At 73.3% G+C, this 22,877-nt stretch carries 21 protein-coding genes; 15 read left to right on the top strand and 6 right to left on the bottom strand.

Annotated features, from left to right (window positions below):
• Nucleotides 1–145 precede the first annotated feature (145 nt).
• From AC07FA_RS03115 to AC07FA_RS03085, 7 genes are all read left to right on the top strand, one after another.
• Nucleotides 146–766, top strand: coding sequence for a TetR family transcriptional regulator (locus AC07FA_RS03115; RefSeq protein ID WP_479072923.1), 621 nt, complete (start codon nt 146–148; stop codon nt 764–766).
• Nucleotides 767–905: 139 nt separating this feature from the next.
• A complete protein-coding gene (locus AC07FA_RS03110; protein WP_479072922.1) occupies nt 906–2,147 on the top strand; it encodes a substrate-binding domain-containing protein in 1,242 nt (413 codons plus the stop codon).
• Nucleotides 2,148–2,150: 3 nt separating this feature from the next.
• A complete protein-coding gene (locus AC07FA_RS03105; RefSeq protein WP_479072921.1) occupies nt 2,151–2,945 on the top strand; it encodes an ABC transporter ATP-binding protein in 795 nt (264 codons plus the stop codon).
• Nucleotides 2,942–3,742: an ABC transporter ATP-binding protein gene (locus AC07FA_RS03100; RefSeq protein WP_479072920.1), complete on the top strand. Its 801-nt coding sequence runs from the start codon at nt 2,942–2,944 to the stop codon at nt 3,740–3,742. Before AC07FA_RS03105 ends, AC07FA_RS03100 begins: the two co-directional genes overlap by 4 nt.
• Nucleotides 3,742–4,629: a branched-chain amino acid ABC transporter permease gene (locus AC07FA_RS03095; protein ID WP_479072919.1), complete on the top strand. Its 888-nt coding sequence runs from the start codon at nt 3,742–3,744 to the stop codon at nt 4,627–4,629. The genes AC07FA_RS03100 and AC07FA_RS03095 overlap by 1 nt, the downstream gene beginning before the upstream one ends.
• On the top strand, nt 4,626–5,762 hold the full coding sequence (locus AC07FA_RS03090; RefSeq protein WP_479072918.1) for a branched-chain amino acid ABC transporter permease: 1,137 nt from the start codon (nt 4,626–4,628) through the stop codon (nt 5,760–5,762). The genes AC07FA_RS03095 and AC07FA_RS03090 overlap by 4 nt, the downstream gene beginning before the upstream one ends.
• A complete protein-coding gene (locus AC07FA_RS03085) occupies nt 5,759–6,664 on the top strand; it encodes an alpha/beta hydrolase (RefSeq protein ID WP_479072917.1) in 906 nt (301 codons plus the stop codon). The genes AC07FA_RS03090 and AC07FA_RS03085 overlap by 4 nt, the downstream gene beginning before the upstream one ends.
• A gap of 86 nt (nt 6,665–6,750) precedes the next feature.
• On the opposite strand, the gene AC07FA_RS03080 is transcribed toward AC07FA_RS03085, so the two are convergent.
• Both AC07FA_RS03080 and AC07FA_RS03075 read right to left on the bottom strand, forming a co-directional pair.
• A complete protein-coding gene (locus AC07FA_RS03080) occupies nt 6,751–8,760 on the bottom strand; it encodes a helix-turn-helix domain-containing protein (RefSeq protein WP_479072916.1) in 2,010 nt (669 codons plus the stop codon).
• A gap of 44 nt (nt 8,761–8,804) precedes the next feature.
• Entirely contained in the window at nt 8,805–9,623 is an 819-nt protein-coding gene (locus AC07FA_RS03075; RefSeq protein WP_479072915.1) for a 3-hydroxybutyrate dehydrogenase, read from the bottom strand.
• A gap of 272 nt (nt 9,624–9,895) precedes the next feature.
• Here AC07FA_RS03075 and AC07FA_RS03070 point away from each other — a divergent pair, with 272 nt between their 5' ends.
• On the top strand, nt 9,896–11,362 hold the full coding sequence (locus AC07FA_RS03070; RefSeq protein ID WP_479072914.1) for an extracellular catalytic domain type 1 short-chain-length polyhydroxyalkanoate depolymerase: 1,467 nt from the start codon (nt 9,896–9,898) through the stop codon (nt 11,360–11,362).
• Here the strand turns inward: AC07FA_RS03070 and AC07FA_RS03065 are convergent.
• The 3 genes from AC07FA_RS03065 to AC07FA_RS03055 all read right to left on the bottom strand — a co-directional run bounded on the left by AC07FA_RS03065 (nt 11,359) and on the right by AC07FA_RS03055 (nt 13,685).
• Nucleotides 11,359–11,889 (bottom strand): hypothetical protein, encoded by a 531-nt coding sequence (locus AC07FA_RS03065; protein ID WP_479072913.1) that lies wholly within the window; start codon nt 11,887–11,889, stop codon nt 11,359–11,361. The two genes, AC07FA_RS03070 and AC07FA_RS03065, sit on opposite strands and share 4 nt — an antisense overlap.
• 102 nt (nt 11,890–11,991) lie before the next feature.
• Nucleotides 11,992–12,225, bottom strand: coding sequence for a ferredoxin (locus AC07FA_RS03060; RefSeq protein WP_479072912.1), 234 nt, complete (start codon nt 12,223–12,225; stop codon nt 11,992–11,994).
• Complete coding sequence (locus tag AC07FA_RS03055; RefSeq protein WP_479072911.1) at nt 12,225–13,685, bottom strand: aldehyde dehydrogenase; 1,461 nt, start codon at nt 13,683–13,685, stop codon at nt 12,225–12,227. The genes AC07FA_RS03060 and AC07FA_RS03055 overlap by 1 nt, the downstream gene beginning before the upstream one ends.
• Before the next feature lie 158 nt (nt 13,686–13,843).
• Between AC07FA_RS03055 and AC07FA_RS03050 the strand changes: the two genes are divergently transcribed.
• The 7 genes from AC07FA_RS03050 to AC07FA_RS03020 all read left to right on the top strand — a co-directional run bounded on the left by AC07FA_RS03050 (nt 13,844) and on the right by AC07FA_RS03020 (nt 21,522).
• Nucleotides 13,844–14,878: an MBL fold metallo-hydrolase gene (locus AC07FA_RS03050; protein ID WP_479072910.1), complete on the top strand. Its 1,035-nt coding sequence runs from the start codon at nt 13,844–13,846 to the stop codon at nt 14,876–14,878.
• A 308-nt stretch (nt 14,879–15,186) separates the two neighbouring features.
• Entirely contained in the window at nt 15,187–16,443 is a 1,257-nt protein-coding gene (locus tag AC07FA_RS03045; RefSeq protein WP_479072909.1) for a prenyltransferase/squalene oxidase repeat-containing protein, read from the top strand.
• A gap of 56 nt (nt 16,444–16,499) precedes the next feature.
• Nucleotides 16,500–17,135: an SCO2322 family protein gene (locus AC07FA_RS03040; protein WP_479073428.1), complete on the top strand. Its 636-nt coding sequence runs from the start codon at nt 16,500–16,502 to the stop codon at nt 17,133–17,135.
• The gene (locus tag AC07FA_RS03035; RefSeq protein ID WP_479072908.1) at nt 17,132–18,277 is read left to right on the top strand and encodes an energy-coupling factor transporter transmembrane component T; all 1,146 of its coding nucleotides are present in this window, start codon (nt 17,132–17,134) and stop codon (nt 18,275–18,277) included. Before AC07FA_RS03040 ends, AC07FA_RS03035 begins: the two co-directional genes overlap by 4 nt.
• A complete protein-coding gene (locus tag AC07FA_RS03030; protein ID WP_479072907.1) occupies nt 18,274–19,989 on the top strand; it encodes an ABC transporter ATP-binding protein in 1,716 nt (571 codons plus the stop codon). Before AC07FA_RS03035 ends, AC07FA_RS03030 begins: the two co-directional genes overlap by 4 nt.
• Nucleotides 19,986–20,822 carry an ECF transporter S component gene (locus AC07FA_RS03025; protein ID WP_479072906.1) on the top strand — a complete coding sequence of 279 codons (837 nt, stop codon included), beginning with the start codon at nt 19,986–19,988 and terminating at the stop codon, nt 20,820–20,822. The genes AC07FA_RS03030 and AC07FA_RS03025 overlap by 4 nt, the downstream gene beginning before the upstream one ends.
• A gap of 274 nt (nt 20,823–21,096) precedes the next feature.
• Nucleotides 21,097–21,522, top strand: coding sequence for an aggregation-promoting factor C-terminal-like domain-containing protein (locus AC07FA_RS03020; protein ID WP_479072905.1), 426 nt, complete (start codon nt 21,097–21,099; stop codon nt 21,520–21,522).
• Nucleotides 21,523–21,589: 67 nt separating this feature from the next.
• Here the strand turns inward: AC07FA_RS03020 and AC07FA_RS03015 are convergent, their stop codons facing one another.
• Nucleotides 21,590–22,759: a steroid 3-ketoacyl-CoA thiolase gene (locus AC07FA_RS03015; protein ID WP_479072904.1), complete on the bottom strand. Its 1,170-nt coding sequence runs from the start codon at nt 22,757–22,759 to the stop codon at nt 21,590–21,592.
• Nucleotides 22,760–22,877: the final 118 nt, after the last annotated feature.

Genomic DNA, 22,877 nt, shown 5'->3' with positions numbered 1-22,877 from the left:
AAGCACCGAATCTACCGGCAGGTAGCGTCGGAGTAACCGCCGGATCAGGTGATTCGCGCCACGGCAGGCACCCTGGCATGCTGTGCGCGCCCGGAATCTCGCTCCCCTTGTACCGGTTGCGGACAGAAGCCATGGATTGGGACACATGACAGCGGAAGCCAGACCCGCATCGCCTCCTCTGACGGAACGCCAGGAGGCCCGCCGCCGCCGCATCCTTCACGCCACCGCCCAGCTGGCCAGCAAGGGCGGTTTCGAGGCCGTGCAGATGCGCGAGGTCGCGGAGGCCGCCGGGGTCGCCCTGGGCACGCTCTACCGCTATTTCCCCTCCAAGATCCATCTGCTGGTCGCCACGATGCAGGACCAGCTCCAGCACATGCACAGCACGCTGCGCAAGCGCCCCCCGACCGGGGAGAGCGCCGCCGACCGGGTCGCCGAGACGCTGATGCGGGCGTTCCGGGCGCTCCAGCGGGAACCGCATCTGGCCGACGCCATGGTGCGCGCGCTGACCTTCGCCGACCGCAGTGTGAGCCCCGAGGTCGACACCGTCTCGCGGCTCACGACGAAGATCGTCCTGGACTCGATGGGGCTGGAGCACCCGACGCCGCAGCAGCTGTCGGCGGTCCGCGTCATCGAGCACACCTGGCACTCCGCGCTGATCACCTGGCTGTCGGGGCGGGCCTCGATCGCGCAGGTGAAGATAGACATCGAGACGGTGTGCAGGCTGATCGACCTGACGAGCGCGGAAGCCGGTCCGGCGGACGGCTGAGCGGGGCCGGTCCCGCCCCCATGTCGGGCACCCACATGAGGACCCGGCCAGGTGGGGGTTCCTGCACCATGTCGACGGCGCCACGGTGTTCATACGGTTCGGCCGACATCATCCGAACCACGCCGAGGAGCCGGTCACCATGCGCCGTCGCAGAGCCGTAGGCACCGTCCAGCACAGAACCCTGACCGCCGCCGCCCTCGGCACCGCCGCGCTGCTCCTGGCCGGCTGCACGGCCGCCGGACAGGCGGGCGGCTCCGGCTCGTCCGACGGCGGCGGCAAGGACGATCCCGTCAAGGTGGGACTGGTCTACTCGCGGACCGGACTGCTCGCCGCCTACGGCAAGCAGTACCGCGACGGGTTCATGGCGGGCCTCGACCACGCCACCAAGGGCACCGGCAAGGTCGCGGGCCACCGCATCGAGGTGACCGAGCAGGACGACGCGGGCGACCCCGGCAAGGCGGTCTCGGCCGCGAAGAACCTGATCGGCAAGGGCTACAAGGTGCTGGCCGGCACCACCGACTCCGGCGTCGCGCTCCAGATGGCCCCCCTCGCCGCCCAGAACAAGGTGCTGTACGTCAGTGGCCCGGCCGCCACCGACGCGGTGACCGGGATCAACGCGTACACCTTCCGCTCGGGCAGGCAGTCCTACCAGGACATCCTCACCGCGGGCACGATGCTCGGCGACGCCAAGGGCAAGAAGGTCACGGTGCTCGCCCAGGACTCCACCTTCGGCCAGGCCAACGTCGCCGCCGTCGAGGCGGTCCTCGGTTCCGGGGGCGCCGAGGTCGGCTCGGTGCTGGCGCCGCCCGGCGCGACGGACCTGACACCGTTCGCCCGGCAGGTGAAGGCCGCGGGAGCGGATCTGGTCTTCGTCGCCTGGGCCGGTTCCACCGCCCCGGCCCTGTGGACGGCACTGGACCAGCAGGGCGTGCTGGATGCCGGGAAGGTGGTCACGGGACTGGCCGGCACGGCCTCGTACCCGGTCTTCGGAGCGGCCGGTTCCAAGGTCTCGTTCCTGGCCCACTACTTCCCCGGCGCGGGCGGCGGCAACGCGGTGGAGCAGGCCATGCTGGACGCGGTCGGGAAGGCGGGCGGCACCCCCGACCTGTTCACCCCGGACGGTTTCACGGCCGCCCAGATGATCGTCCGTGCCGTGGAGGAGGGCAGCGCCACCGACACCGCGGCCATGGTGAAGGCCCTGGAGGGCTGGACCTTCGACGGGGTGAAGGGCAAGGAGCAGGTCCGCGCCGAGGACCACGCCCTGGTGCAGCCGATGTTCGTGGCCCGTCTGAAGGGGAAGGGCGCGGGTGCCGTCCCGGAGCTGGTGAGCACCGAGCCGATGGACGCGGTCGCCCCGCCGCTCAAGCCCTCGGCGGGCTGAGCGATGACGGCTCCGGACACCACCACGCACCGTGACGGCCCTCCCGTACGCACCTCCGCCCCCGTGCTGAGCCTCGACAGGATCGGCTGGAGCATCGGCGGGGCGACCATCGTCGAGGACATCACCCTGAACGTCCGCGAGGGCGAGTTCCTGGCCTTCATCGGCCCCAACGGGGCGGGCAAGACCTCCCTGTTCAACCTGATCAGCGGGCTGACCGCACCCACGGCCGGCACCCTGGCGCTGGACGGTACGGACATGACCGCGCAGCCCGCCCACGTCCGCGCACGCCGTGGGATCGGCCGGACGTTCCAGACGTCCAGCCTCTGGCCCGGCATGAGCGTCGCCGACCACGTCCGGCTGGCGGCCCAGGCGGCGCGGGGCGGTTCGTACCGCCTGTGGCGGCGCGCCTCCCCGTACACCTCCGACGTGCGCGGCGTCCTGGAGCGCACCGGGCTCGGGCACCGGGCGGAGGTGCCGGCCGCGGAGCTGTCCCACGGGGAGAAGCGCAAGCTCGAACTGGCGGTCCTGCTGGTCGGGGAGCCCCGGCTGATGCTGCTCGACGAGCCGATGGCCGGGGTCAGCGCGGAGGAGGTCCCCGCGCTCACCGAACTGATCCGCACCCTGCACCGCGACGAGGGCCGCACCGTCCTGATGGTCGAGCACCACATGGACGTCCTGCTGGGCCTCGCCGACCGGCTCGCCGTGATGCACCACGGACAGCTGCTGGCGCTGGACACCCCGCAGGCCGTGACCGCGGACCCGGAGGTCCAGCGGGCCTACCTCGGGGAGGGGCTGTGACACCGGACCCGGACGTCCTGCTCGCCGTACGGGACCTGCGGGTCCTGATCGGCGGGCGGCACATCCTGCACGGCGTGGACCTGGACGTGGCACGCCACGGGGTGACAGCGCTCCTGGGCCGCAACGGCGCCGGGAAGACCACGACCGTACGCGGCGTCCTCGGGCTCGTCCCACGCGCGGGCAGTGTGCTGCTCGACGGCGAGGAGACCGTGGCACTGCCCACCCACACCGTGGTCGGGCGGGGCATCGGATACGCCCCCGAGGACCGCGGGATCTTCGCCGGGCTCACCGTGGCGGAGAACCTGCGGCTCGCCGAGCGGCGCGGGGCGGGCGAACCGGCGTACGCGCTCGTCCACGAACTCTTTCCCGAACTGAGGCAGCGGGCACGGCAGTTGGCCGGGACGCTGTCCGGCGGACAGCAGCAGATGGTGGCCATCGGACGCACCCTGCTCAACCACAACCGGCTCGTCATCGCCGACGAGCCCACCAAGGGCCTCGCGCCCCGGGTCGTCACCGAGGTCGCCCAGGTGCTGGAACGGGCCGCCGAGGCGGTGCCGGTGCTGCTCGTGGAGCAGAACCTCGCCGTCGTACGGCGGCTGGCAGGACAGTGCGTCGTCCTCGCCGACGGGCGCACCGCGCACCGGGGACCGGCGGACGCGCTGCTGGGCGACCCGGAGGCGGCCCGCCGGCTGCTCGGCGTCGGGCACGGCCCGGCCGCCCGCGCCTCTTCCCCAGCCGCCCGTGCCTCTTCCCCGACCGCGGAGGCGCATTCCCCGACCGCGGAGGCGGATTCCTGATGTCCACCATCGTTCTGCTCACCATGACCGGCCTCGGTCTGGGAGCCCTCTACTTCCTGATCGCGTCCGGCCTCTCCCTGATCTTCGGCCTGATGGACGTACTGAACTTCGCGCACGGGGCGCTGCTCTCCATCGGCGCGTACGGCACCTGGTGGGCGGCGTCCGGGAATCTGCCCGGCGCGGGGCCGGGCGGTGCGGGCTTCGTCCTCGCCGTGCTGTTCGGTACGGCGGTGGGAACCGTCGCCGCCGTCCTCCTCGAACTCGCCGTGGTCCGCCCGCTCTACACCCGGCCGCGTGAGCAGGTGCTCGCCACGGTCGGGGTGGGGCTCGCCGTCCCCGCGCTCCTCTCGGGGATCTGGGGGCCGGACGCCCTGACGTTCCCCGGTCCACAGGCGCTGTCGGGCACCTTCGGGCTGCTGGGCGCACACGTCCCGGTCAACCGGCTGGTCCTGATCGCCGCGGCGGTCCTCGTCCTCGTGGCGCTGCGGCTGTTCCTCGGCCGGACGCGGCACGGACTCGTCGTACGGGCGGGGGTCGAGGACCGGGCGATGGTGACCGCGCTGGGCATCGACGTCCGCAGGGCGTTCACGCTCGTCTTCGCGATCGGCGGCTGTGTCGCCGCGCTCGGCGGGGCACTGGGCGGGCTGTACTTCGGCTCGGTCGACCCCCGGCAGGGCACCTCGCTGCTGATCTTCGCCTTCGTGGTGGTGGTCACCGGCGGCATGGGGTCGGTGACCGGGGCCGCCGTGGCGGCCGTCGTCATCGGCCTGGTCCAGCAGTTCGCCAACTACTACACCGCAGCGGGCCTCGGCGACCTGGCCGTCGTCGTCCTGCTCGGCGCGCTGCTGCTCGTCCGGCCGCGCGGACTGACCGGGAGGCTCGCGTGAGTACCGCCACCGAGACACACGACCGTACCGACGGGGCACCGGCCTCGGGGCCGCCGCGACCGGTGGCCGGGAGACCGGCCCGGGTGCTGCGCTGGTGGCCCGGCGCCGTCCTGCTCGCCCTGGTCGTCGCCCCGTTCAGCGCGCTGCCGCTCCCGGGCCTGCTGGACGGCCCGGTGGGCAGCCCCGGCTCGTTGCAACTCCTCGCCACCTGCCTGCTGTTCGGCGCCCTGGCGACCGGCTACGACCTGTTGCTCGGCCGGACCGGGCTGCTGTCCTTCGGGCACGCGCTGTACTTCGCGGCGGGCAGCTACGCCACGAACATGTTCCTGCTGGAGGCCGGACTGCCGTTCGTCCTCGCGGCCGTGCTCGGTCTCTGCTTCGGGACCGCCCTGGCCCTGGTGCTGGGTTCGGTGAGCCTGCGGGTCACGGGCATCGGCTTCTCCATGGTGACACTGGCCTTCGCGCAGGCGGGCTCGATCCTCGTCTCCCGCAACCCCGGTGGTCTCACCGGCGGCGAGGAGGGCCGGGCCGCGCCCGCCGAACTGCTGCCGTCCGGCCTCGTCGGCATCGACAACACGGCGAACCTGTACTGGATCGCGCTGGCCTACCTCGTCCTCACGCTCGGGGTCGTCCACCGGGCGGTCCGCTCCCCCACCGGCCGGGTCTGGGAGGGCATCAAGGAGAACGAGCGCCGGGTGGAGGTGCTGGGCCTGAAGCCGTACGGATTCAAGCTGACGGCCTTCGTGCTGGCGGGAGCGCTCGCCGCGGTCGGTGGACTCGTCCACCTCCTGCTCACCGGCGGGTCCACCCCGCAGACCACGTCATCGGACTTCACGCTGTCGCTGCTGGTGATGGTGGTCCTGGGCGGGTCCGGCACCCGGTGGGGGCCGATGGTCGGCGGCATCCTGTACACCTGGGCCGATCACCGGCTCGGCGACCTCGCCGGATCGGGAGCGGTGGCCGATCTGCCGGCGGTGCTGCGCGTACCTCTGTCCCAGCCGCTGTTCCTGCTCGGGGTGGTGTTCGTGGCCGTGGTGCATCTGCTGCCCGGCGGCCTCGCACGGCTTCCGTCGCGCCTGGGCGCGGGCCGCCGCGCCTCCGTGGACCCGCTGAAGGAGAACCGGACCTCATGACCCCTGTCCCGTACGAAGAACTGCGGGTCCCGGTGGCCGGGGGTGAACTGGCCGCCCTTCGCTGGCCGGCCCGCGAGACCGGCGCGCCGGTCGTGGTGGCCCTGCACGGCATCACCGCCAACGCCCTGTCCTGGGGCCCGGTGGCCCGGGCGCTGGCGGGCCGGGTCACGCTGATCGCGCCGGATCTGCGGGGCCGGGCGGCCAGCTCCGGCCTGCCGGGCCCGTACGGCATCGCGGCGCACGCGGACGACGCCGCGGCCCTGGCCGGGGCGCTGGGCCTCGGCCGGGTGGTGCTGGCCGGTCACTCGATGGGCGGGTTCGTGGCGGCCCTGGCCGCCGTACGGCACCCGGGGCGGTTCGGGCCGCTGCTGCTCGTCGACGGCGGAGTCGGCTTCCCCGCGCCCACCCATCTCTCCCCGGACGCGCTCCTGACCGCCGTCATCGGACCGGCGATGGACCGGCTGTCGATGACGTTCCGCGACCGGGCCGCGTACCGGTCCTTCTGGCAGGCGCATCCCGCGTTCGCCGGGGCCTGGTCGGCGGAGGTGGACGCGTACATCCAGCGCGACCTGACGGGCGAGGAGCCGGTGCTGCGCTCCACCTGCCGGATCGAGGCGGTACGCACCGACGGAGCCGGCCTCTTCACCGAGGAGGTGCTGTCCGCCGTACGGCGGCTGCCGTCCCCGCCAACGCTGCTCTGGGCCGAACGGGGCCTGATGGACGAGCCCCAGGGCCTGTACGACGAGTCCCGCCTCGCGGGGGCGGCGGTGCGGGCCGTACGGATACCGGACGTCAACCACTACACGGTGCTGACAGGCGAGAGAGGAGCAGAGGAAATCGCCCACCACCTGCTGAGCGCTTCGGAATCAAGCCCGGCGGGATCAGGCCCGTCCGGCGATTGAGGACATCCTTCGGCCCGGCCGGCGATCGAGGACATCCTTCGGCCGGGCAGGCGATCGGGGCCAGGACGGCACCCGGCCGCGCCGGGTCACCCCTCCCGGCCGCCACCCAACAAGTGCAGCCGCAACGCGAGTTGCAGCTCCAGCGCCCGCCCCGGCTCGTTCCAGTCCCGTCCCAGCAGCACCTGGATCCGGTCCAGCCGCTGCACCACCGTGTTCACATGCACGTGCAGCTCGTCCTTGGCCCGGATCAGGCTGCCCCCCGCCCCGAAGTACGCGCTCAACGTGCGCACCAGATGTGTGCCGCGCCGCTCGTCGTACCGCAGCAGCGGCCCCAGCGTGGCCGAGACGAAGCCGTCCACGTCCTGCGCGTTGCCCAGCACCACGCCCAGGAAGCCGAGTTCGTCCACACAGGCCCCCTCGCCCGCACGGCCGAGCACCCGCATCGCCCGGAGGCACCTGGCGGCCTCCGCGTACGCGGCGGCCAGTTCCCGCGGCCCGCCCGCCGGGCCCGCCGCCGCGACGGTGACGGGGGCCTGGACGAGGTGGCCGAGCTGGGCGGCGGCCGCCCTGGCCACCTCGCCGGGTGACCTGCCGGAGCCGGCCCCCGCGCCCGTACCGGCACCGACGCCGTCGTCGTGGTCGACCAGCAGCACGACCGTGCCCGCGTGTTCGGCGCTCACCCCGTGGATGTCCCCGCCGAACAGATACCGCAGCGCGGCCGCGCCGAGCCGTTCCCGGGCCCCGGACTCCGCGACCAGGAGCAGGCGGGGCCGGTCCAGGTCGATGCCCAGCCGGCGGCCGCGCTCGGCCAGGCCGGCCGGATCGCGTTCCGCGTCGGTCAGCAGGTCGCTGATCAGCTCGCCGCGTATCCGGTTCTCCGTCTCGGCCACCGTCCTGCGCAGCAGCAGGAGCAGCCCCGTGACCACGGCGGCGCGTTCGAACAGCCGGCGGTCGGAGTCGTCGAGGCGCCGGCGCTGGTGCAGCACCAGGCTGGCCAGCAGCTCCTGTCCGGCGAGCACGGCGCAGACCCACCGCCCGTCGCGGTGCACGGCGCGCCCCCCGGCCCGCGACTCCTCGGCGGTCTCGGCCAGCCACCCCGCGTCCGTGCTGTCGGCGGCGCGGGCCGTCCCGTCGGGCCGGACGGCCGCCAGCGGGCGGCCGGCCGGATCGTGGATGGTCAGCGGGCTGTCCAGCAGTCCCGCGACGGACGTGGCGACGTCCGTGACGTCGCCCCCGCGCAGCACCAGGTCGGTGAGCCGGTCGTGGGCCTCCTCGGCCCGTTGCATCGCGGCGGAGTGCTCGCGCACGGCGGCGTTGGCCTCGGCCAGTTCGGCGTTGGCCTGGGCCAGTTCCGCGAGGGCCGCCCCGGTGTCGGCGAGGGCGCGGGCGGTGTCGATGGCGATGGCGGCGTGCGCGGCGAGGGAGCAGAGCAGGGCGACCTCGTCGGGGCTGAAGACGCGCGGGGAGCGGTCGGCCGCGAAGAGGACGCCGATGACCTTCCCCGTACCGCCGCGGCTGGAACCGAGGAGGAGAGGGACGCCGAGGATCGCCACGAGCCCCTCGGCCAGCACCCCGGCGTTGATGTTGTCGGTGTGGCGGAAGCGTTCGTCGGTGCGGTAGTCGGGCGTCGCGTACGGGCTGGCGGTCTGCGCGACGAGACCGCCCAGCCCCTCACCGAGCTCCAGCCGCAGCCGCTGGAAGAGCACGGAGACGGAGCCGTCGGTCACCCGCATGTAGGTGTCCCCGGCCTCCTCGTCGGGGAGGGTGAGGTAGGCGGTGTCGGTGCCGAGCAGCATCCTGGCCCGCCGCACGATGGCCTTCAGCACGTCGTCCAGATCGCGGGAGGCGGCCAGGTCGCCCGCCGTGTCGAAGAGGGCGGTGAGCTGGAGTTCCCGGCGGCGGTGCTGGCGCAGGGCACCTCTGATGCGCAGGGCGGTGGCGACCGCCCCTTCCACCTCGGCCAGGTCCGCTGCGGGCACTCCGGCCGCTCGCGCCGCCGAGGAGACGGCGCCGAGCGCCTCGGCGGGGGCGTCGTCGGCCAGCAGCCCGAGGAGGCGTCGCAGGTGGGGCACGGCGGAGGGGGACGGTTCAGACATGAGCGGCCATCGTTCTTCGGGAGTGCGCGGGTGAGGTGGGTGGTTCAGTTGGCGGTCCAGCCGCCGTCCATGGAGAGCGAGGTGCCGGTGATGTGCCCGGCACGCGGACCGCACAGCCACAGGACGGCGTCGGCCACGTCATCGGGTTCGATCAGGCTCTTGATGGCGCTGCGTTCCAGCATGACCTGCCCCACCACCTCCTCCTCCGAGATGCCGTGGGTACGGGCCTGTGCCGCGATCTGGTTCTCGACCAGGGGCGTGCGCACGTAACCGGGGCTGACGCAGTTGCTCGTCACCCCGTGCTCCGCCGCTTCGAGCGCGACCACCTTGCTGAGTCCTTCCAGTGCGTGCTTGGCCGTGACATAGGCCGCTTTGTAGGGACTGGCGCGCAGTCCGTGGACGGAGGAGATGTTGACGACACGCCCCCAGCCGCGTTCGTACATGCCGGGCAGGGTCCGGCGCAAGATGCGGAACGGCGCCTCGACCATGACCCGCTGGATCAGCGCGAAGCGCTCGGGCGGGAACGCGTGCACGGGGGCGATGTGCTGGAGCCCCGCGTTGTTGACCACGATGTCCGCGTCGGCGGGCAGGGTGTCGACCGCCTCGGGGTCCGAGAGGTCGACGACCCACGCGGTCGAGCCGAGCTCGTCGGCCAGGCTCTTGGCGGCTTCGGCCGCCTTGTCCACGACGTACACATGGGCGCCCGCGGCGGCGAGTGTCCGTGCGCAGGCCAGGCCGATGCCGCTCGCCGCGCCGGTCACCAGGGCGGTGCGCCCGGCCAGGAACCGGTCGGCGGAGAGGGGCGCCACACCGTCGGCGGGGGAAGGGGCGGGCTCGTGGTCCGGTGTCCGGGAAGTCTGCATGGCCGTCACGGTAAGGAGGTCGCCGCCCGCATCACACGGGGTCGGTGCACACACCCTCGTACGCGTACATGGTGGCGGCGTACATGGTGCGGGGCGGTCGCCGGGCGACCGGCGGCACGGGGCGGCGGTGTCCCGGCGACCGCCCTGACCTGCGCAAGGGCCGTGCCGCACACTCCTGGCGGGCGCCGGTGGCCGCGCGCCACATGGGCAGTCCCCGTCGCCGCTCATAGGTTCCGGCAGCAGTCCGCACGTCCGATCAGGGAGGCCCCACCGTGCGCCCATCGATCCTGCGACGCCTGTTCCGGTGCGTCGCGTCCACGGCCGTTCTCGGCGTCCTGCTGGCGACGCCCGTCACCACCGCGGCCGCCCGGCCCGCCGCAGCCGCCGCCGACACTCTGCAACAGGTCACCGGTTTCGGCTCCAACCCCGGGAACCTCCAGATGTACGCGTACACCCCGGCGCACGTTCCGGCCGGCGCGCCCCTGGTGGTCGCCCTGCACGGCTGCACCCAGACCGCGAACGCCTACTACGCCAACTCCGGCTGGCCGAAGTTCGCCGACACCTGGGGCTTCGACGTCGTCTTCCCGCAGACCACGTCCGCGAACAACTCCCTGTCCTGCTTCAGCTGGTTCGATCCGGCGGAGGACACCCGTGGCCGGGGCGAGGCCGCGTCGGTCGTGCAGATGGTCGAGTACGCGAAGCGGACGTACGGCTCCGACGGCCGCCGGGTGTACGTCACCGGGCTCTCCGCGGGCGGCGGTATGACGGCGAATCTGCTCGCCGCCTACCCGGACGTGTTCGCGGGCGGCTCCGTGGCCTCCGGGCTGCCCGCCCAGTGCGCCACGAGCCAGGCGGCCGCCTCCGGCTGCCAGACGGGGCCGCAGAAGCTCACCCCGGCCCAGTGGGGCGACAAGGTCCGCGCCTCCTACCCGGGTTACGCGGGGCCGTGGCCCCGGGTGGCAATCTGGCAGGGCACGTCGGACTACACGGTCTACCCGGCCAACGCCACCGCGCTGCGCGACCAGTGGACCGACGTGTGGGGCATCGGCCAGACCCCGGACGGCACCAGCACCCTGCCCGGGAACACCACCCGTACCGTCTACAACGACGCGTCCGGGCAGCCCGCCGTCGAGACGTACTCCATGTCCGGCATGGGTCACGGTCTGGCCGTGAACCCCGGTACGGGCGCCGAGCAGTGCGGGTCGACGGCCGCGTACTTCCTGAACGTCATCTGCTCGACGTACTACACCGGCGTCTTCTGGGGGCTGGACCGGGGCGCACCGGGCGGCGGCGACGGGCTGCCGGCCCCGTCGGGTCTGCGCGTCACCGGTGTCACCGCCGACTCGGCGTCCCTGTCCTGGAGTCCGGTCCCGGGAGCCGCCTCGTACGTGGTGCACCGCGACGGCGCGAAGGTCGCCTCGCCCGCCGGGGCGTCCTTCACCGACACGGGGCTGTCCGCCGGGGTCACCTACCGCTACACGGTGGCGGCCGTCGACTCCGGGGGCACGGTCGGCGCCACCGCACCGGCGGTGACCGCCACCACCACGGGCGGTGTCCCCGTGCGGTGTTACACCGCGAACAACTACACGCATGTGACGGCGGGCCGGGCGCACACCTCGGGCGGCTATGTGTACGCGAACGGCTCCAACCAGAACATGGGGCTGTACAACACCTTCGTCACCCACACGCTCAAGGAGTCACCAGCGGGGTACTTCGTGCTCGCCGACTCGGGCTGCTAGGGCGTGTCCGCCGGGTCGTCGGAGAAGTCGCCCTGGACCTCGTCCGGCAGCGCGCAGCCGTCCTTCACGGCGGTGAACGAGACCGGCTGCCGGTCGCCGAAGCCCTCCATCGCGTAGTGCCGGGCGTACACCTTCCAGCCCTGCTTGGTGAGGGTACGGAAGGTGACCTGCTGGTCCTCGCGGCTCGTGGTGACCTTCCAGCCCAGCTTCCGCAGCCGCCCGACCGTGGCGGCGAACCCGTCGGCGGCGGACGCCTCGGGCGCGTCCGCCAGCCACGGGGCCACGCAGTTCCGCCACTCCCCCTCGGGCGTACCGGCCATCGAGTCGTCGCCCGGCGGAAGCCCCGAGGCGTCCGCGGCCGCGCCCACCTCGTTGGCCACGGTCTCCTTGGTGAACGGCGCGGCGGCCGTGGGTGATGCCTTCGCCGCCGAGTCCGCACTGCCGCCGTCGCCGAGGCCGCAGCCGGCGACGGCGGTCAGTATTCCGGTCACCGCTACGGCAACTGCTGCCGCTCTCTTCGTACCCACAGGTGGCTTCCCCGCCCGGTCGTCGTTCTCACGGGCGGGCGCCCGTGCGATCTCCGCCGGAGTCTCGCACGGGCTCTGAGCTGCCGGGAAGCCCTTTCTTTCTCACTCCTCCGGCGGGAAGACCAGCTCTCCGGAGGACAGGAGCGTGAGGGTGATGGCCTCGACGGGACATCCCTCGGCCGCCGCGAGAATCCTCTCGTCGGCGTCGCTCTCCGGAGCGGACGGACGGGACTGCCTGGCGGAGTCCAGCCGGAAGCCGTCAGGGGCGTGGTTCAGGCACATTCCGGAGCCGATGCAGACGCTCCGGTCGACCTCCACCTGCCAGCGGTCACCCATCACGCCCCCTGGTGCCCGGCGGGCAGATGGATCATCTTGTGCTCGAAGAACTCGCCGTAGCCCTCGGGGCCGAACTCCCGCCCCAGGCCCGAGTTCTTGTAGCCGCCGAAGGGGCCGAGCATGTCGAGACTGAAGGTGTTCACGCTGTACGTGCCCGTCCTGACCCGGCGGGCGATGTCGATGCCGCGCTCGGTGTCGGCGGTCCAGACGCTGCCGCTGAGCCCGTAATCGGAGTCGTTCGCGATCTTCACGGCCTCCTCCTCGTCCCCGTACGGGAGCAGGCAGATGACCGGGCCGAAGATCTCCTCGCGGGCGATGCGCATGGAGTTGTCGACGTCGCCGAAGAGGGTCGGCTCGACGTACCAGCCGCGTTCCTGCGAGGCCGGACGGCCGCCGCCGGTAAGGACCTTGGCGCCTTCCTCCTGGCCGATCCTGATGTAGTCGAGGGAGCGCTGCTGCTGGCGCCGCGCGACGAGCGGTCCGAGTTCGGTCGCCGGGTCGAGCGGGTCACCGACCTTCAGCGCCCCCGCCGCCGCGGCGAACGCCTCCGCGATCTCCTCGTAGCGGGAGCGGGGGGCGAGGATGCGGGTCTGGGCCACGCACGCCTGGCCGTTGATCATCCAGGCGAAGGGGACGATGCCCGCGACGGCCGTGTCCAGGTCGGCGTCGGGGAGGATGACCGCGGCGGATTTTCCGCCCAGTTCCAGGGTGACCCGGGTGAGGTTGCGGGAGGCGACCTCCATGACCCGGCGGCCGGCGGCGACGGACCCGGTGAACGACACCTTGTCGACGCCCGGGTGTCCGACCAGGTACTCGCTGACCTCGCGGTCGGCGGGCAGGATCGAGAGGACCCCCTCCGGGAGCCCGGCCCCGGCGGCGATCTCGGCCAGGATGTAGGCGTCCAGCGGGGTTTCGGGCGAGACCTTCAGGACGGCGGTGCAGCCCGCGAGGAGCGCGGGGGCCAGTTTGGCCGCCGCGGTGAACTGCGGGACGTTCCACGGCACGACGGCCGCGACGACCCCGACCGGTTCCCTGCGCACGAGCAGGGGCCCGAGGACTCCGTCGCGCCGCTCCTCGTAGGGGAAGGTGCGGGCGACCGTGATCGCCGAGTCCCAGACCATCATCGCGGCGAGCGCCTGCACCATCACGCCGGAGCTGTACGGGGTGCCGTTCTCGGAGCTGATGACCCGGGCGATCTCCTCGTACCGTACGGCGAAGGCGTCCTTGATCCGCGAGATCACCGCGATCCGCTCGTCCAGGGTGGCGCGCGGCCAGGGCCCCTCGTCGAACGCGCGGCGGGCCGCGGCGACGGCCCGGTCCACATCGGCCTCGCAGGCGTGCGGGACGCGGCCGATGACCTGTTCGGTGTGCGGGGAGACCACCTCGATGACGCCGTCGCCGAGCGGATCGGTCAACTCCCCGCCGATGAACAGTTTTCCGTGTTCCACAAGCTCGGTCATGGCTGCTGCCTCCCGCGGACCGGCACGTACCTGACTGTGTGTCAGAACTGATACCAGTTCCGCCGGCAGGAGTCCACGCATCGGCATCGATCCACGGCGGCAAGAGTGATTGACTGGGGCTACTACTGGAACGAGTTCTTGTCAGAGACGGGGAACCCATGAGCCAGGTGACCGACCACGGCGGAGGCGTCCACAGCATCGAGGTCCCCATTCCGGACAACCCGCTCGGTCACACCCTCGTCCACCTCGTCGACACCGACCGCGGCCCGGTCCTCGTCGACACCGGCTGGGACGACCCGGCGTCGTGGGACGTCCTGGTCGCGGGCCTGGGCTCGCTCGACGTCGCCGTCAACGACATCCACGGCGTGGTCATCACGCACCACCACCCCGACCACCACGGCCTCTCCGGCCAGGTCCGCGAGGCCTCCGGGGCCTGGATCGCGATGCACGCGGCGGACACCGAGGTCGTACGCCGCACACGCGCGTCCGAACCGGCGGCCTGGCTCGCCTACCTCACGGCGAAACTCGCCGCGGCCGGCGCCCCCGAGGACCATCTCGCCCCGCTCAGGGCCGCCCGCGCGAGCGGCCGGACGCGCACCCTGCCCGGACTGCGCGCCGCGATCCCGGACCGCGAGATCGTCCCGGGCGAGCTGCTGGACCTGGCGGGCCGCCGGCTGCGCGCCATCTGGACGCCCGGGCACACCCCGGGCCACGTCTGCCTCCACCTGGAGGAGGACCACCCGGCGCGGCTGCCGGGCCGCGGCCGGCTCTTCTCCGGGGACCACCTGCTGCCCGGGATCAGCCCGCACATCGGGCTGTACGAGGACCCGGACGACACGACGGTCACGGACCCCCTGGGCGACTACCTCGACTCGCTGGAACGCGTCGGCCGCCTCGGGGCCGCCGAGGTACTCCCCGCGCACCAGCACGCGTTCACGGACGCCGCCGGGCGCGTGCGGGAGCTCCTGGACCACCACGAGGAGCGGCTGACCGGACTGCTCGCCCTGCTCGCCGCGCCGCTCACCCCGTGGCAGCTGGCCGAGCGGATGGCCTGGAACCGGCCCTGGGAGCAGATCCCCCACGGCTCCCGGTCCATCGCCGTCTCCGAGGCCGAGGCCCATCTGCGGCGCCTGGTGAAGCTCGGACGCGCGGAGGCGACGGGCAGCGACCCGGTGACGTACGTCGCGGTCTGACAGGGCCGTCCGCCCGGGAGGGGCGCGAGGGGGGCCGGTAGAGTGAGCGGGTCGTCATCATGCCCGTACAGGGGACAGCCGGTGGAAGTCCGCACCGGCCGCTTCCCCGCCTCCCGGCTCCGCTGGAGCAGGGGATACCCCACTCCGCGAACCGCCCCGCGGCGGTGAAGCCGGAGTGCCCTGTACGCGGTCGTGACCGGCTCGTGCCACCGGAACCCCGGTGGCCGGCACCGTCGAGGTATACGGGGCCGGAGCCCGGTGCCTCAGTGCGCCTGCGCCCGGTCCCCGCAGGAGAGGCCCAGCCAGCCATGTCCGTACGCCGCAGCGCAGCCGCGCTCGCGACCACCGCCGTGCTCTGTGCGACCGCCGCCCCCGCCGCGGTCGCCGCCCCGAGCCCGACGCCGTCCCCGACCACCGCGCTTCCGCCCGGTCTCTACGGCACCTCGGACCCGACGTACGACGGTGTCTGGCGCCAGTCGCTCGCCCTGCTCGCCCAGAAGATCGAGTACGTGACGCCGTCCACGAAGGCGGTGGACTGGCTGGCGGGCCAGCAGTGCGCGAGCGGCGCGTTCCCCTCGTACCGCGACGCGTCGAAGAACTGCGACCCGAAGACGGTCGCGGACACCAACGCCACCGCCGCCGCGGTCCAGGCGCTCGTCGAGCTCGACCTCCACCGCGAGACCGTCGACAACGGGGTCAGGTGGCTGAAGTCCGTACAGAACGAGGACGGCGGCTGGGGCTACAACCCGGGCAGCCCGAGTGACGCCAACTCCACCGCGATCGTGATCGGCGCCCTCTCCAGGGCGGGCCAGAAGCTGGGCGACATCACCACGCCGGGCGGGAAGACGCCGTACGCGGCGCTCCAGACGTTCGCCATCCCGTGCGGCGGCGCCGGCGGCGGCGCGTTCGCGTACCAGCCGGACAAGGACGGCAAGCTCGCCGCCAATGGTGACGCCACGGCGGCCGGGGTGCTCGGCGCCATGGGCAAGGGCCTGGCCGCCGGCAACTCCAACGCGGTGAAGGAGCCCGTCTGCCAGAAGGGCACGGACCTCAGCCCCGAGCAGACCGCCCAGAACGGGGCCCACTACCTCGCCGGCGTACTCGCCGAGAAGCCGCACCTGGACCTGCCGCCGATGCCGGGCGCCGAGGACAGCGCGCCGCAGCCCGACTTCGGCAACACCGCGGACGCGGTCGTCGCGCTCGCCGCGTCCGGCCACAAGGACAAGGCGGCCGGCGCCGTGAAGTGGCTGGAGAAGAACTCCAAGAACTGGGCCGTGCAGGGCGGCCCCGCGGCCACCGCGCAGCTGGTGCTCGCCGCGCACGCCACCGGCACCGACGCCCGTGACTTCGGCGGCGTCGACCTCGTCGCCCAGCTCAACGCGACCGGCCCCGCGCCCGCGGCCACCGCCGCCCCGTCGCCGACCGTGACCGGGCAGCAGCCCGCGAAGGACACGAGCAGCGACGACGGCGGCATGGGCGTCTGGTGGCTCATCGGTGTCGGTCTCGCCTTCGGCGCGGGCATCGGCTTCCTGCTCAGCAGCCGCCGGAAGACCCAGCAGCTGTGAAGCGAGCGGGGGGCATCACACGGGGCGGGGCCCGGGCCGCGGTCCTGCTGCTGGTCATGGGCGGCCTCCTGGCCGTGCTGGGCGCGGGGAGCGCGCAGGCGGCCGGATACCGCTACTGGTCGTTCTGGGAGAGCGACGGCAAGAGCTGGACGTACGCCACCCAGGGGCCGTCCCTGACCCGGCCCGACGACGGCACGGTGGAGGGTTTCCGCTTCTCCGTCAGCGAGGACTCCCAGGACTCCGCACAGCCCCGCCACGCCCCGGACTTCGAGGAGATCTGCGCGGGCACTCCCGCGCGGGACGGCACGAAGCGGATCGGCGTCGTCATCGACCCCGGCACCGCGGCGGACGCCCCCGACGGTGAGACACCGCCCGCTCCGCGCGCCGCGTGCGCGCGGGTGGAGCCGGACGCGAGCGCCGCCGAGGCGCTCGCGTCGGTGGCGACGCCGCTGCGCTACAGCAGCGACGCGCTGCTGTGCGCGATCTCCGGCTATCCGGCGTCGGGCTGCGGGGACCAGGTCGCCGGGGACGGTGACGACACCTCCGAGCCCACCGCGTCCACCCCTGCCGCGAGTTCCTCCGCCACCGGCGACGGCGAGGGCGGTGGCCCGTCGGCCGGCGTGCTCGTCGGGCTCGGTGCCGTCCTGCTGCTCGGTATCGCCGCCGTCCTCCAGGCCCGCCGGCGCCGATGACCCGCTCCACCCGTGCCGCCCGGCTCCACCGCGCCCTGCGCGCGCCCGAGGCCACCCGCAGCAACGCGCTGCCGGCCGGGGCGTGGTGGCTGTGGGCGCTCGGCCTCGCCACCGCCGCCTCCCGGACCGCCAACCCGCTGCTGCTCGGGCTGCTGGTCGGGGTGGCGGGCTATGTGGTCGCGGCGCGGCGCACGGACGCGCCGTGGGCCCGCTCGTACGGGGCGTTCATCAAGCTCGGGCTGTTCGTCGTCGGCGTGCGGCTGGTGTTCTCGGTCCTTCTCGGCTCGCCGATCCCCGGCACGCACACCCTGTTCACCCTTCCCGAAGTGCCGTTGCCCGACTGGGCGCAGGGCGTCAGGATCGGCGGCCGGGTCACGGCCGAGCAGCTGGTCTTCGCCCTGTACGACGGGGCGAAACTGGCCACCCTGCTGATCTGCATCGGCGCGGCGAACTCGCTGGCCAACCCGGCACGGCTGCTGAAGTCGCTGCCGGGCGCGCTGTACGAGGCGGGGGTGGCCGTCGTCGTGGCGATGACCTTCGCGCCGAACATGGTCGCCGACGTGGTGCGGCTGCGCACGGCCCGGCGGCTGCGGGGGCGGCCGACGGGCGGGATCAGGGCCGTCCTCCAGATCGGGCTGCCGGTGCTGGAAGGTGCCCTGGAGCGCTCGGTGGCGGTGGCGGCCTCGATGGACGCGCGCGGATACGGGCGCACGGCGCAGGTGCCGCCCGCCGTCCGGCACACCACGAACGTCCTCACGCTGGGCGGCCTGCTGGGGGTGTGCGCGGGTACGTACGGGCTCCTGGCCTCGCAGGGCGCCGTGTACGGGCTGCCGCTGCTGCTCGCCGGTCTGGTCGCGGCGATGGCGGGGCTGCGGCTGGGCGGCCGCCGCTCGGTCCGTACCCGCTACCGGCCCGACCGGTGGGGGGCCAGGGCGTGGCTGGTGGCGGGCTCGGGCGCGGCGGTCGCCGCCGCGATGATCTGGGCGGGCAGCGCCGATCCGCAGGCGCTGCACCCCGGTGTCGTACCGCTGACCGCCCCGGTGCTGCCGCTGTGGCCCGCGGCCGCGGTCCTGATCGGTCTGCTGCCCGCGGCCGTGGCACCGCTGCCGCCCTCATCCACAGGTTCCAAGGAGCAGGCATGATCCGGTTCGAGCAGGTCTCGGTACGGTACGAGGGAACGGACCGGCCCACTCTCTCCGGGATCGATCTGACCGTCCCCGAGGGCGAGTTGGTCCTCCTCGTCGGGCCTTCGGGGGTGGGGAAGTCGACCTTGCTGGGCGCCGTGTCGGGGCTCGTACCGCACTTCACCGGGGGCACGCTGAGCGGGCGGGTCACGGTCGACGGCCGCGACACCCGTACCCACAAACCGCGTGAACTCGCCGACCTCGTCGGCACGGTGGGGCAGGACCCGCTCGCGCACTTCGTCACCGACACCGTCGAGGACGAGCTGGCGTACGGCATGGAGTCGCTGGGGCTCGCGCCGCACGTGATGCGGCGGCGCGTCGAGGAGACGCTCGACCTGCTGGGTCTGGCCGACCTGCGCGACCGGCCCATCGCCACGCTGTCGGGCGGCCAGCAGCAGCGGGTCGCGATCGGCTCGGTCCTGACCGCGCACCCGAAGGTGCTGGTCCTCGACGAGCCGACGTCCGCGCTGGACCCGGCGGCGGCCGAAGAGGTCCTGGCCGTGCTCCAGCGGCTCGTGCACGACCTGGGGACGACGGTCCTGATGGCCGAGCACCGCCTGGAACGGGTGGTGCAGTACGCGGACCAGGTCATCCTGCTGCCGTCGCCGGGCGCGGCCCCGGTGACCGGCACCCCGCAGGACGTGATGGCGATCTCCCCGGTCCACCCCCCGGTGGTCGCCCTGGGCCGCCTCGCGGGCTGGTCCCCGCTTCCCCTGTCGGTACGGGACGCGAGGCGCGGGGCGGGGGCGCTGCGGGCGCGGCTGGCGGGTGCGGAGCCGCACATTCCAGCCCCTCCGGCATGTGAGGAGCGGGGCCCGGCGCGGAGCCCCGGGTTCGGGAAGGGGCCGGGTGGGGGCACGTTCGCCCGGCTGCTGGGCCGCCGGACGGCCGCCGCCCCCGAGACCGCCGGCCCCGTCACCCGGGCAGAAGGGCTCGGCGTCCGCCGCGGCCGCGTTGAAGCACTGCGCCAGGTGACGCTCTCGGTCACCCCCGGCGAGACCATCGCCCTCATGGGCCGCAACGGCGCCGGCAAGTCCACTCTCCTGGCCACCCTCGTCGGCATGATCGAGCCCACGACGGGCAGCGTCACGGTCGGCGGCCACACCCCCCGCAGCACCCGCCCCCGTGACCTGATCCGCCAGGTCGGTCTGGTCCCGCAGGAACCGCGCGACCTGCTGTACGCCGACACCGTCGCCGCCGAGTGCGCGGCGGCGGACGCCGACGCGGACGCGGCCCCCGGTACGTGCCGCGCGCTGGTGGCCGGTCTCCTCCCCGGCATCCACGACGGCACGCACCCCCGCGACCTCTCCGAGGGCCAGCGCCTCGCGCTCGCTCTGGCGGTCGTCCTCACCGGCCGCCCCCCGCTGCTCCTCCTGGACGAGCCGACCCGGGGCCTGGACTACGCGGCCAAGGCCCGCCTGGTCGGCATCCTGCGCGGTCTCGCCGCCCAGGGGCACGCCATCGTCCTGGCTACGCACGACGTGGAGCTGGCGGCGGAACTGGCGCACCGGGTGGTGATCCTCGCGGACGGCGAGATCGTGGCGGACGGCCCGACCGCCGAGGTCGTCGTCTCCTCCCCCGCGTTCGCCCCGCAGACCTCGAAGATCCTGGCGCCGCAGGAGTGGCTGACCGTATCGCAGGTACGCGCCGCGCTGGAGGCCTCGCCATGAGCGAACCCACCGCCCACCTGTCCCGCCGGGCCCGCCCCATCCGTCTCGGCCCCAGGGCGATCGCCGCGCTGGTCCTCATCAGTGCCATCGGGGTGGCGGCCTTCAGCTGGCCGCTCTTCGCCGACCCGTCCTTCGGCGTCGCCCACGAGAAGGACGCGCCCTGGCTGTTCGCCGCGCTGCTGCCCCTGCTCGTCGCGGTGGTGGTGGCGACCATCTCCGACTCCGGGATGGACGCGAAGGCGGTGGCGATGCTGGGGGTCCTCGCGGCGGTCGGCGCCGCGCTGCGCCCGCTCGGAGCGGGCACGGCGGGCCTGGAGCCGATGTTCTTCCTGATGGTGCTGAGCGGCCGGGTGCTCGGCCCCGGCTTCGGCTTCGTACTCGGTTCGGTGACGATGTTCGCCTCCGCGCTGCTCACCGGCGGGGTGGGACCGTGGATGCCGTTCCAGATGCTCGCGATGGCCTGGTTCACGATGGGCGCGGGCCTGCTGCCGGGCCAGGACCGGCTGCGGGGCCGCGCGGAAGTGCTGATGCTCGCGGCGTACGGGTGTGTGGCGGCGTTCGCGTACGGCACGGTGATGAACCTGTACGGCTGGACCATCGTGCCGCCCTCCGGCTCGGGCATCTCGTTCGTGCCCGGCGACCCGGTGCACGAGAACCTGGTCCGCTTCGTCGCGTACTGCGTGGCGACCTCGCTCGGCTGGGACCTGGGCCGGGCCGTCCTCACCGTGGCCCTGACCTTCGCCGTGGGCCCCACCCTGCTCAAGGCACTGCGCCGGGCCACCCGCCGCGCGGCCTTCGAGGCCCAGGTCACATTCGAGGTCCCGAAGGGGTGAAGGACCCCACAGGCCCTTGGTCCCGCACGACCGGCCTTAGTAGTCCCGGGACCGCTCCTTTGCCGCCCGCGCCCGCCCCCGGCCCGGGACTTTGGTCCCTCCCTACCAGGCGAGGCCGTACCGGGCGTCGTTGCGTCGGCCGATCGGCGTCGCTCACCATGGATCACGTCGCCGGACACCGCAGGCCCCGCTCGACGGGCCGCGGTCGACGAGTACCGGTCCCGCACCACTCGGACCGGCCGCGACTCCCCCGTTCCCGACGTTAGGTCTCTACGTGTCGTTCGCCCGTCGCATCCTCGCCCAGCCCCGCAGGACCGCCGCCGCCGGCGCGACCGTACTGCTGGGTGCCACCGGTCTGGCCCTGGCCGTCACCCCGGCGATGGCCGCCCCGGCCGCCGCCCCGACGTCCGCCGCGAGTGCTCAGGCCACGGCGAAGAAGATGATCGACGACAACGCCCAGTACACGTGCTTCGACAAGATCGTCGACCACGAGAGCGACTGGGACGTCAACGCCTCGAACGCCTCCTCGGGCGCCTACGGCCTGGTCCAGGCCCTGCCCGGCTCGAAGATGGCCTCGGCCGGCTCCGACTGGCAGACGAACGCCAAGACCCAGATCGAGTGGGGCGTCGACTACATGGAGGACCGTTACGGCAGCCCGTGCGGCGCCTGGGACTTCTGGCAGTCCAACGGCTGGTACTGAGCCCCAGCCCTCTGAACACGCGGGCCCCCGGCCGGAGTTCTCCGGCCGGGGGCCTTCACGTGTCCCCTCAGAGCCGCTGGATGATCGTCCCGGTCGCCAGCGCCCCGCCCGCGCACATCGTGATGAGGGCGAACTCCTTGTCGCGGCGCTCCAGTTCGTGCAGGGCCGTGGTGATCAGCCGGGCGCCGGTGGCGCCGACCGGGTGGCCGAGCGCGATCGCTCCGCCGTTGACGTTGACCTTCTCCAGGTCCTGGCCGAATACCTGCGCCCAGCTCAGCACCACGGAGGCGAAGGCCTCGTTGATCTCGACGAGGTCGATGTCCTTCAGGGACATGCCCGCCTTGCCGAGCACCGCGCGTGTCGCGTCGATCGGGCCGTCGAGGTGGAAGTGCGGGTCGGAGCCGACCAGGGCCTGGGCGACGATGCGGGCGCGGGGCTTGAGCTTGAGGGCGCGTGCCATCCGCTTGGAGGCCCACATGATGGCGCAGGCCCCGTCGGATATCTGCGAGGAGTTGCCCGCGGTGTGGATCGCGGTGGGCATGACCGGCTTCAGGCCGCCGAGGCCCTCCATCGTGGTGTCGCGCAGTCCTTCGTCGCGGTCGACGAGCCGCCACATGCCCTGCCCGGCCGCCTGCTCCTCCTCGGTGGTGGGCACCTGGACCGCGTACGTCTCGCGTTTGAAGCGTTCCTCGGCCCAGGCCACGGCCGCCCGCTCCTGCGAGAGCAGTCCGAGCGCGTCGGCGTGTGCGCGGGTCAGGCCGCGCTTACGGGCGATGCGCTCGGCGGCCTCGAACTGGTTGGGCAGGTCCACGTTCCACTCGTCCGGCCAGGGCTTTCCCGGGCCGTGCTTGGAGCCGCTGCCCAGCGGTACGCGCGACATCGCCTCGACGCCGCAGCTGATGCCGACGTCGATCACCCCGGCCGCGACCATGTTGGCGACCATGTGGGACGCCTGTTGCGAGGAGCCGCACTGGCAGTCCACGGTGGTGGCGGCGGTCTCGTAGGGAAGGCCCACGGTCAGCCAGGCGTTGCGCGCCGGATTCATGGACTGTTCGCCGGCGTGGGTGACCGTGCCGCCGACGATCTGCTCCACGCAGTCGGCGTGGATGCCGGTACGGCCCAGGAGTTCACGGTAGGTCTCGCCCAGCAGATAGGCGGGGTGCAGATTGGCGAGTGCGCCCCCGCGCTTGCCGATGGGGGTGCGTACGGCTTCGACGATGACGGGTTCCGCGGCCATGAGCTCGTCCTCTCCTCGCGCTTCCGCTGGGGCGTCCCGGCACCCGCGGAAGGAACCAGGGGGCTGCCCGGCGGATCATGGCCGGGGTCACGACGCCCGGCACGGCACCACGCCGGAC

The sequence above is a fragment of the Streptomyces sp. NPDC045968 genome (assembly GCF_056430475.1).
The sequence above is the reverse complement of the archived record's forward strand: the minus strand, read 5'-3'. Positions and strand labels throughout refer to the sequence as shown.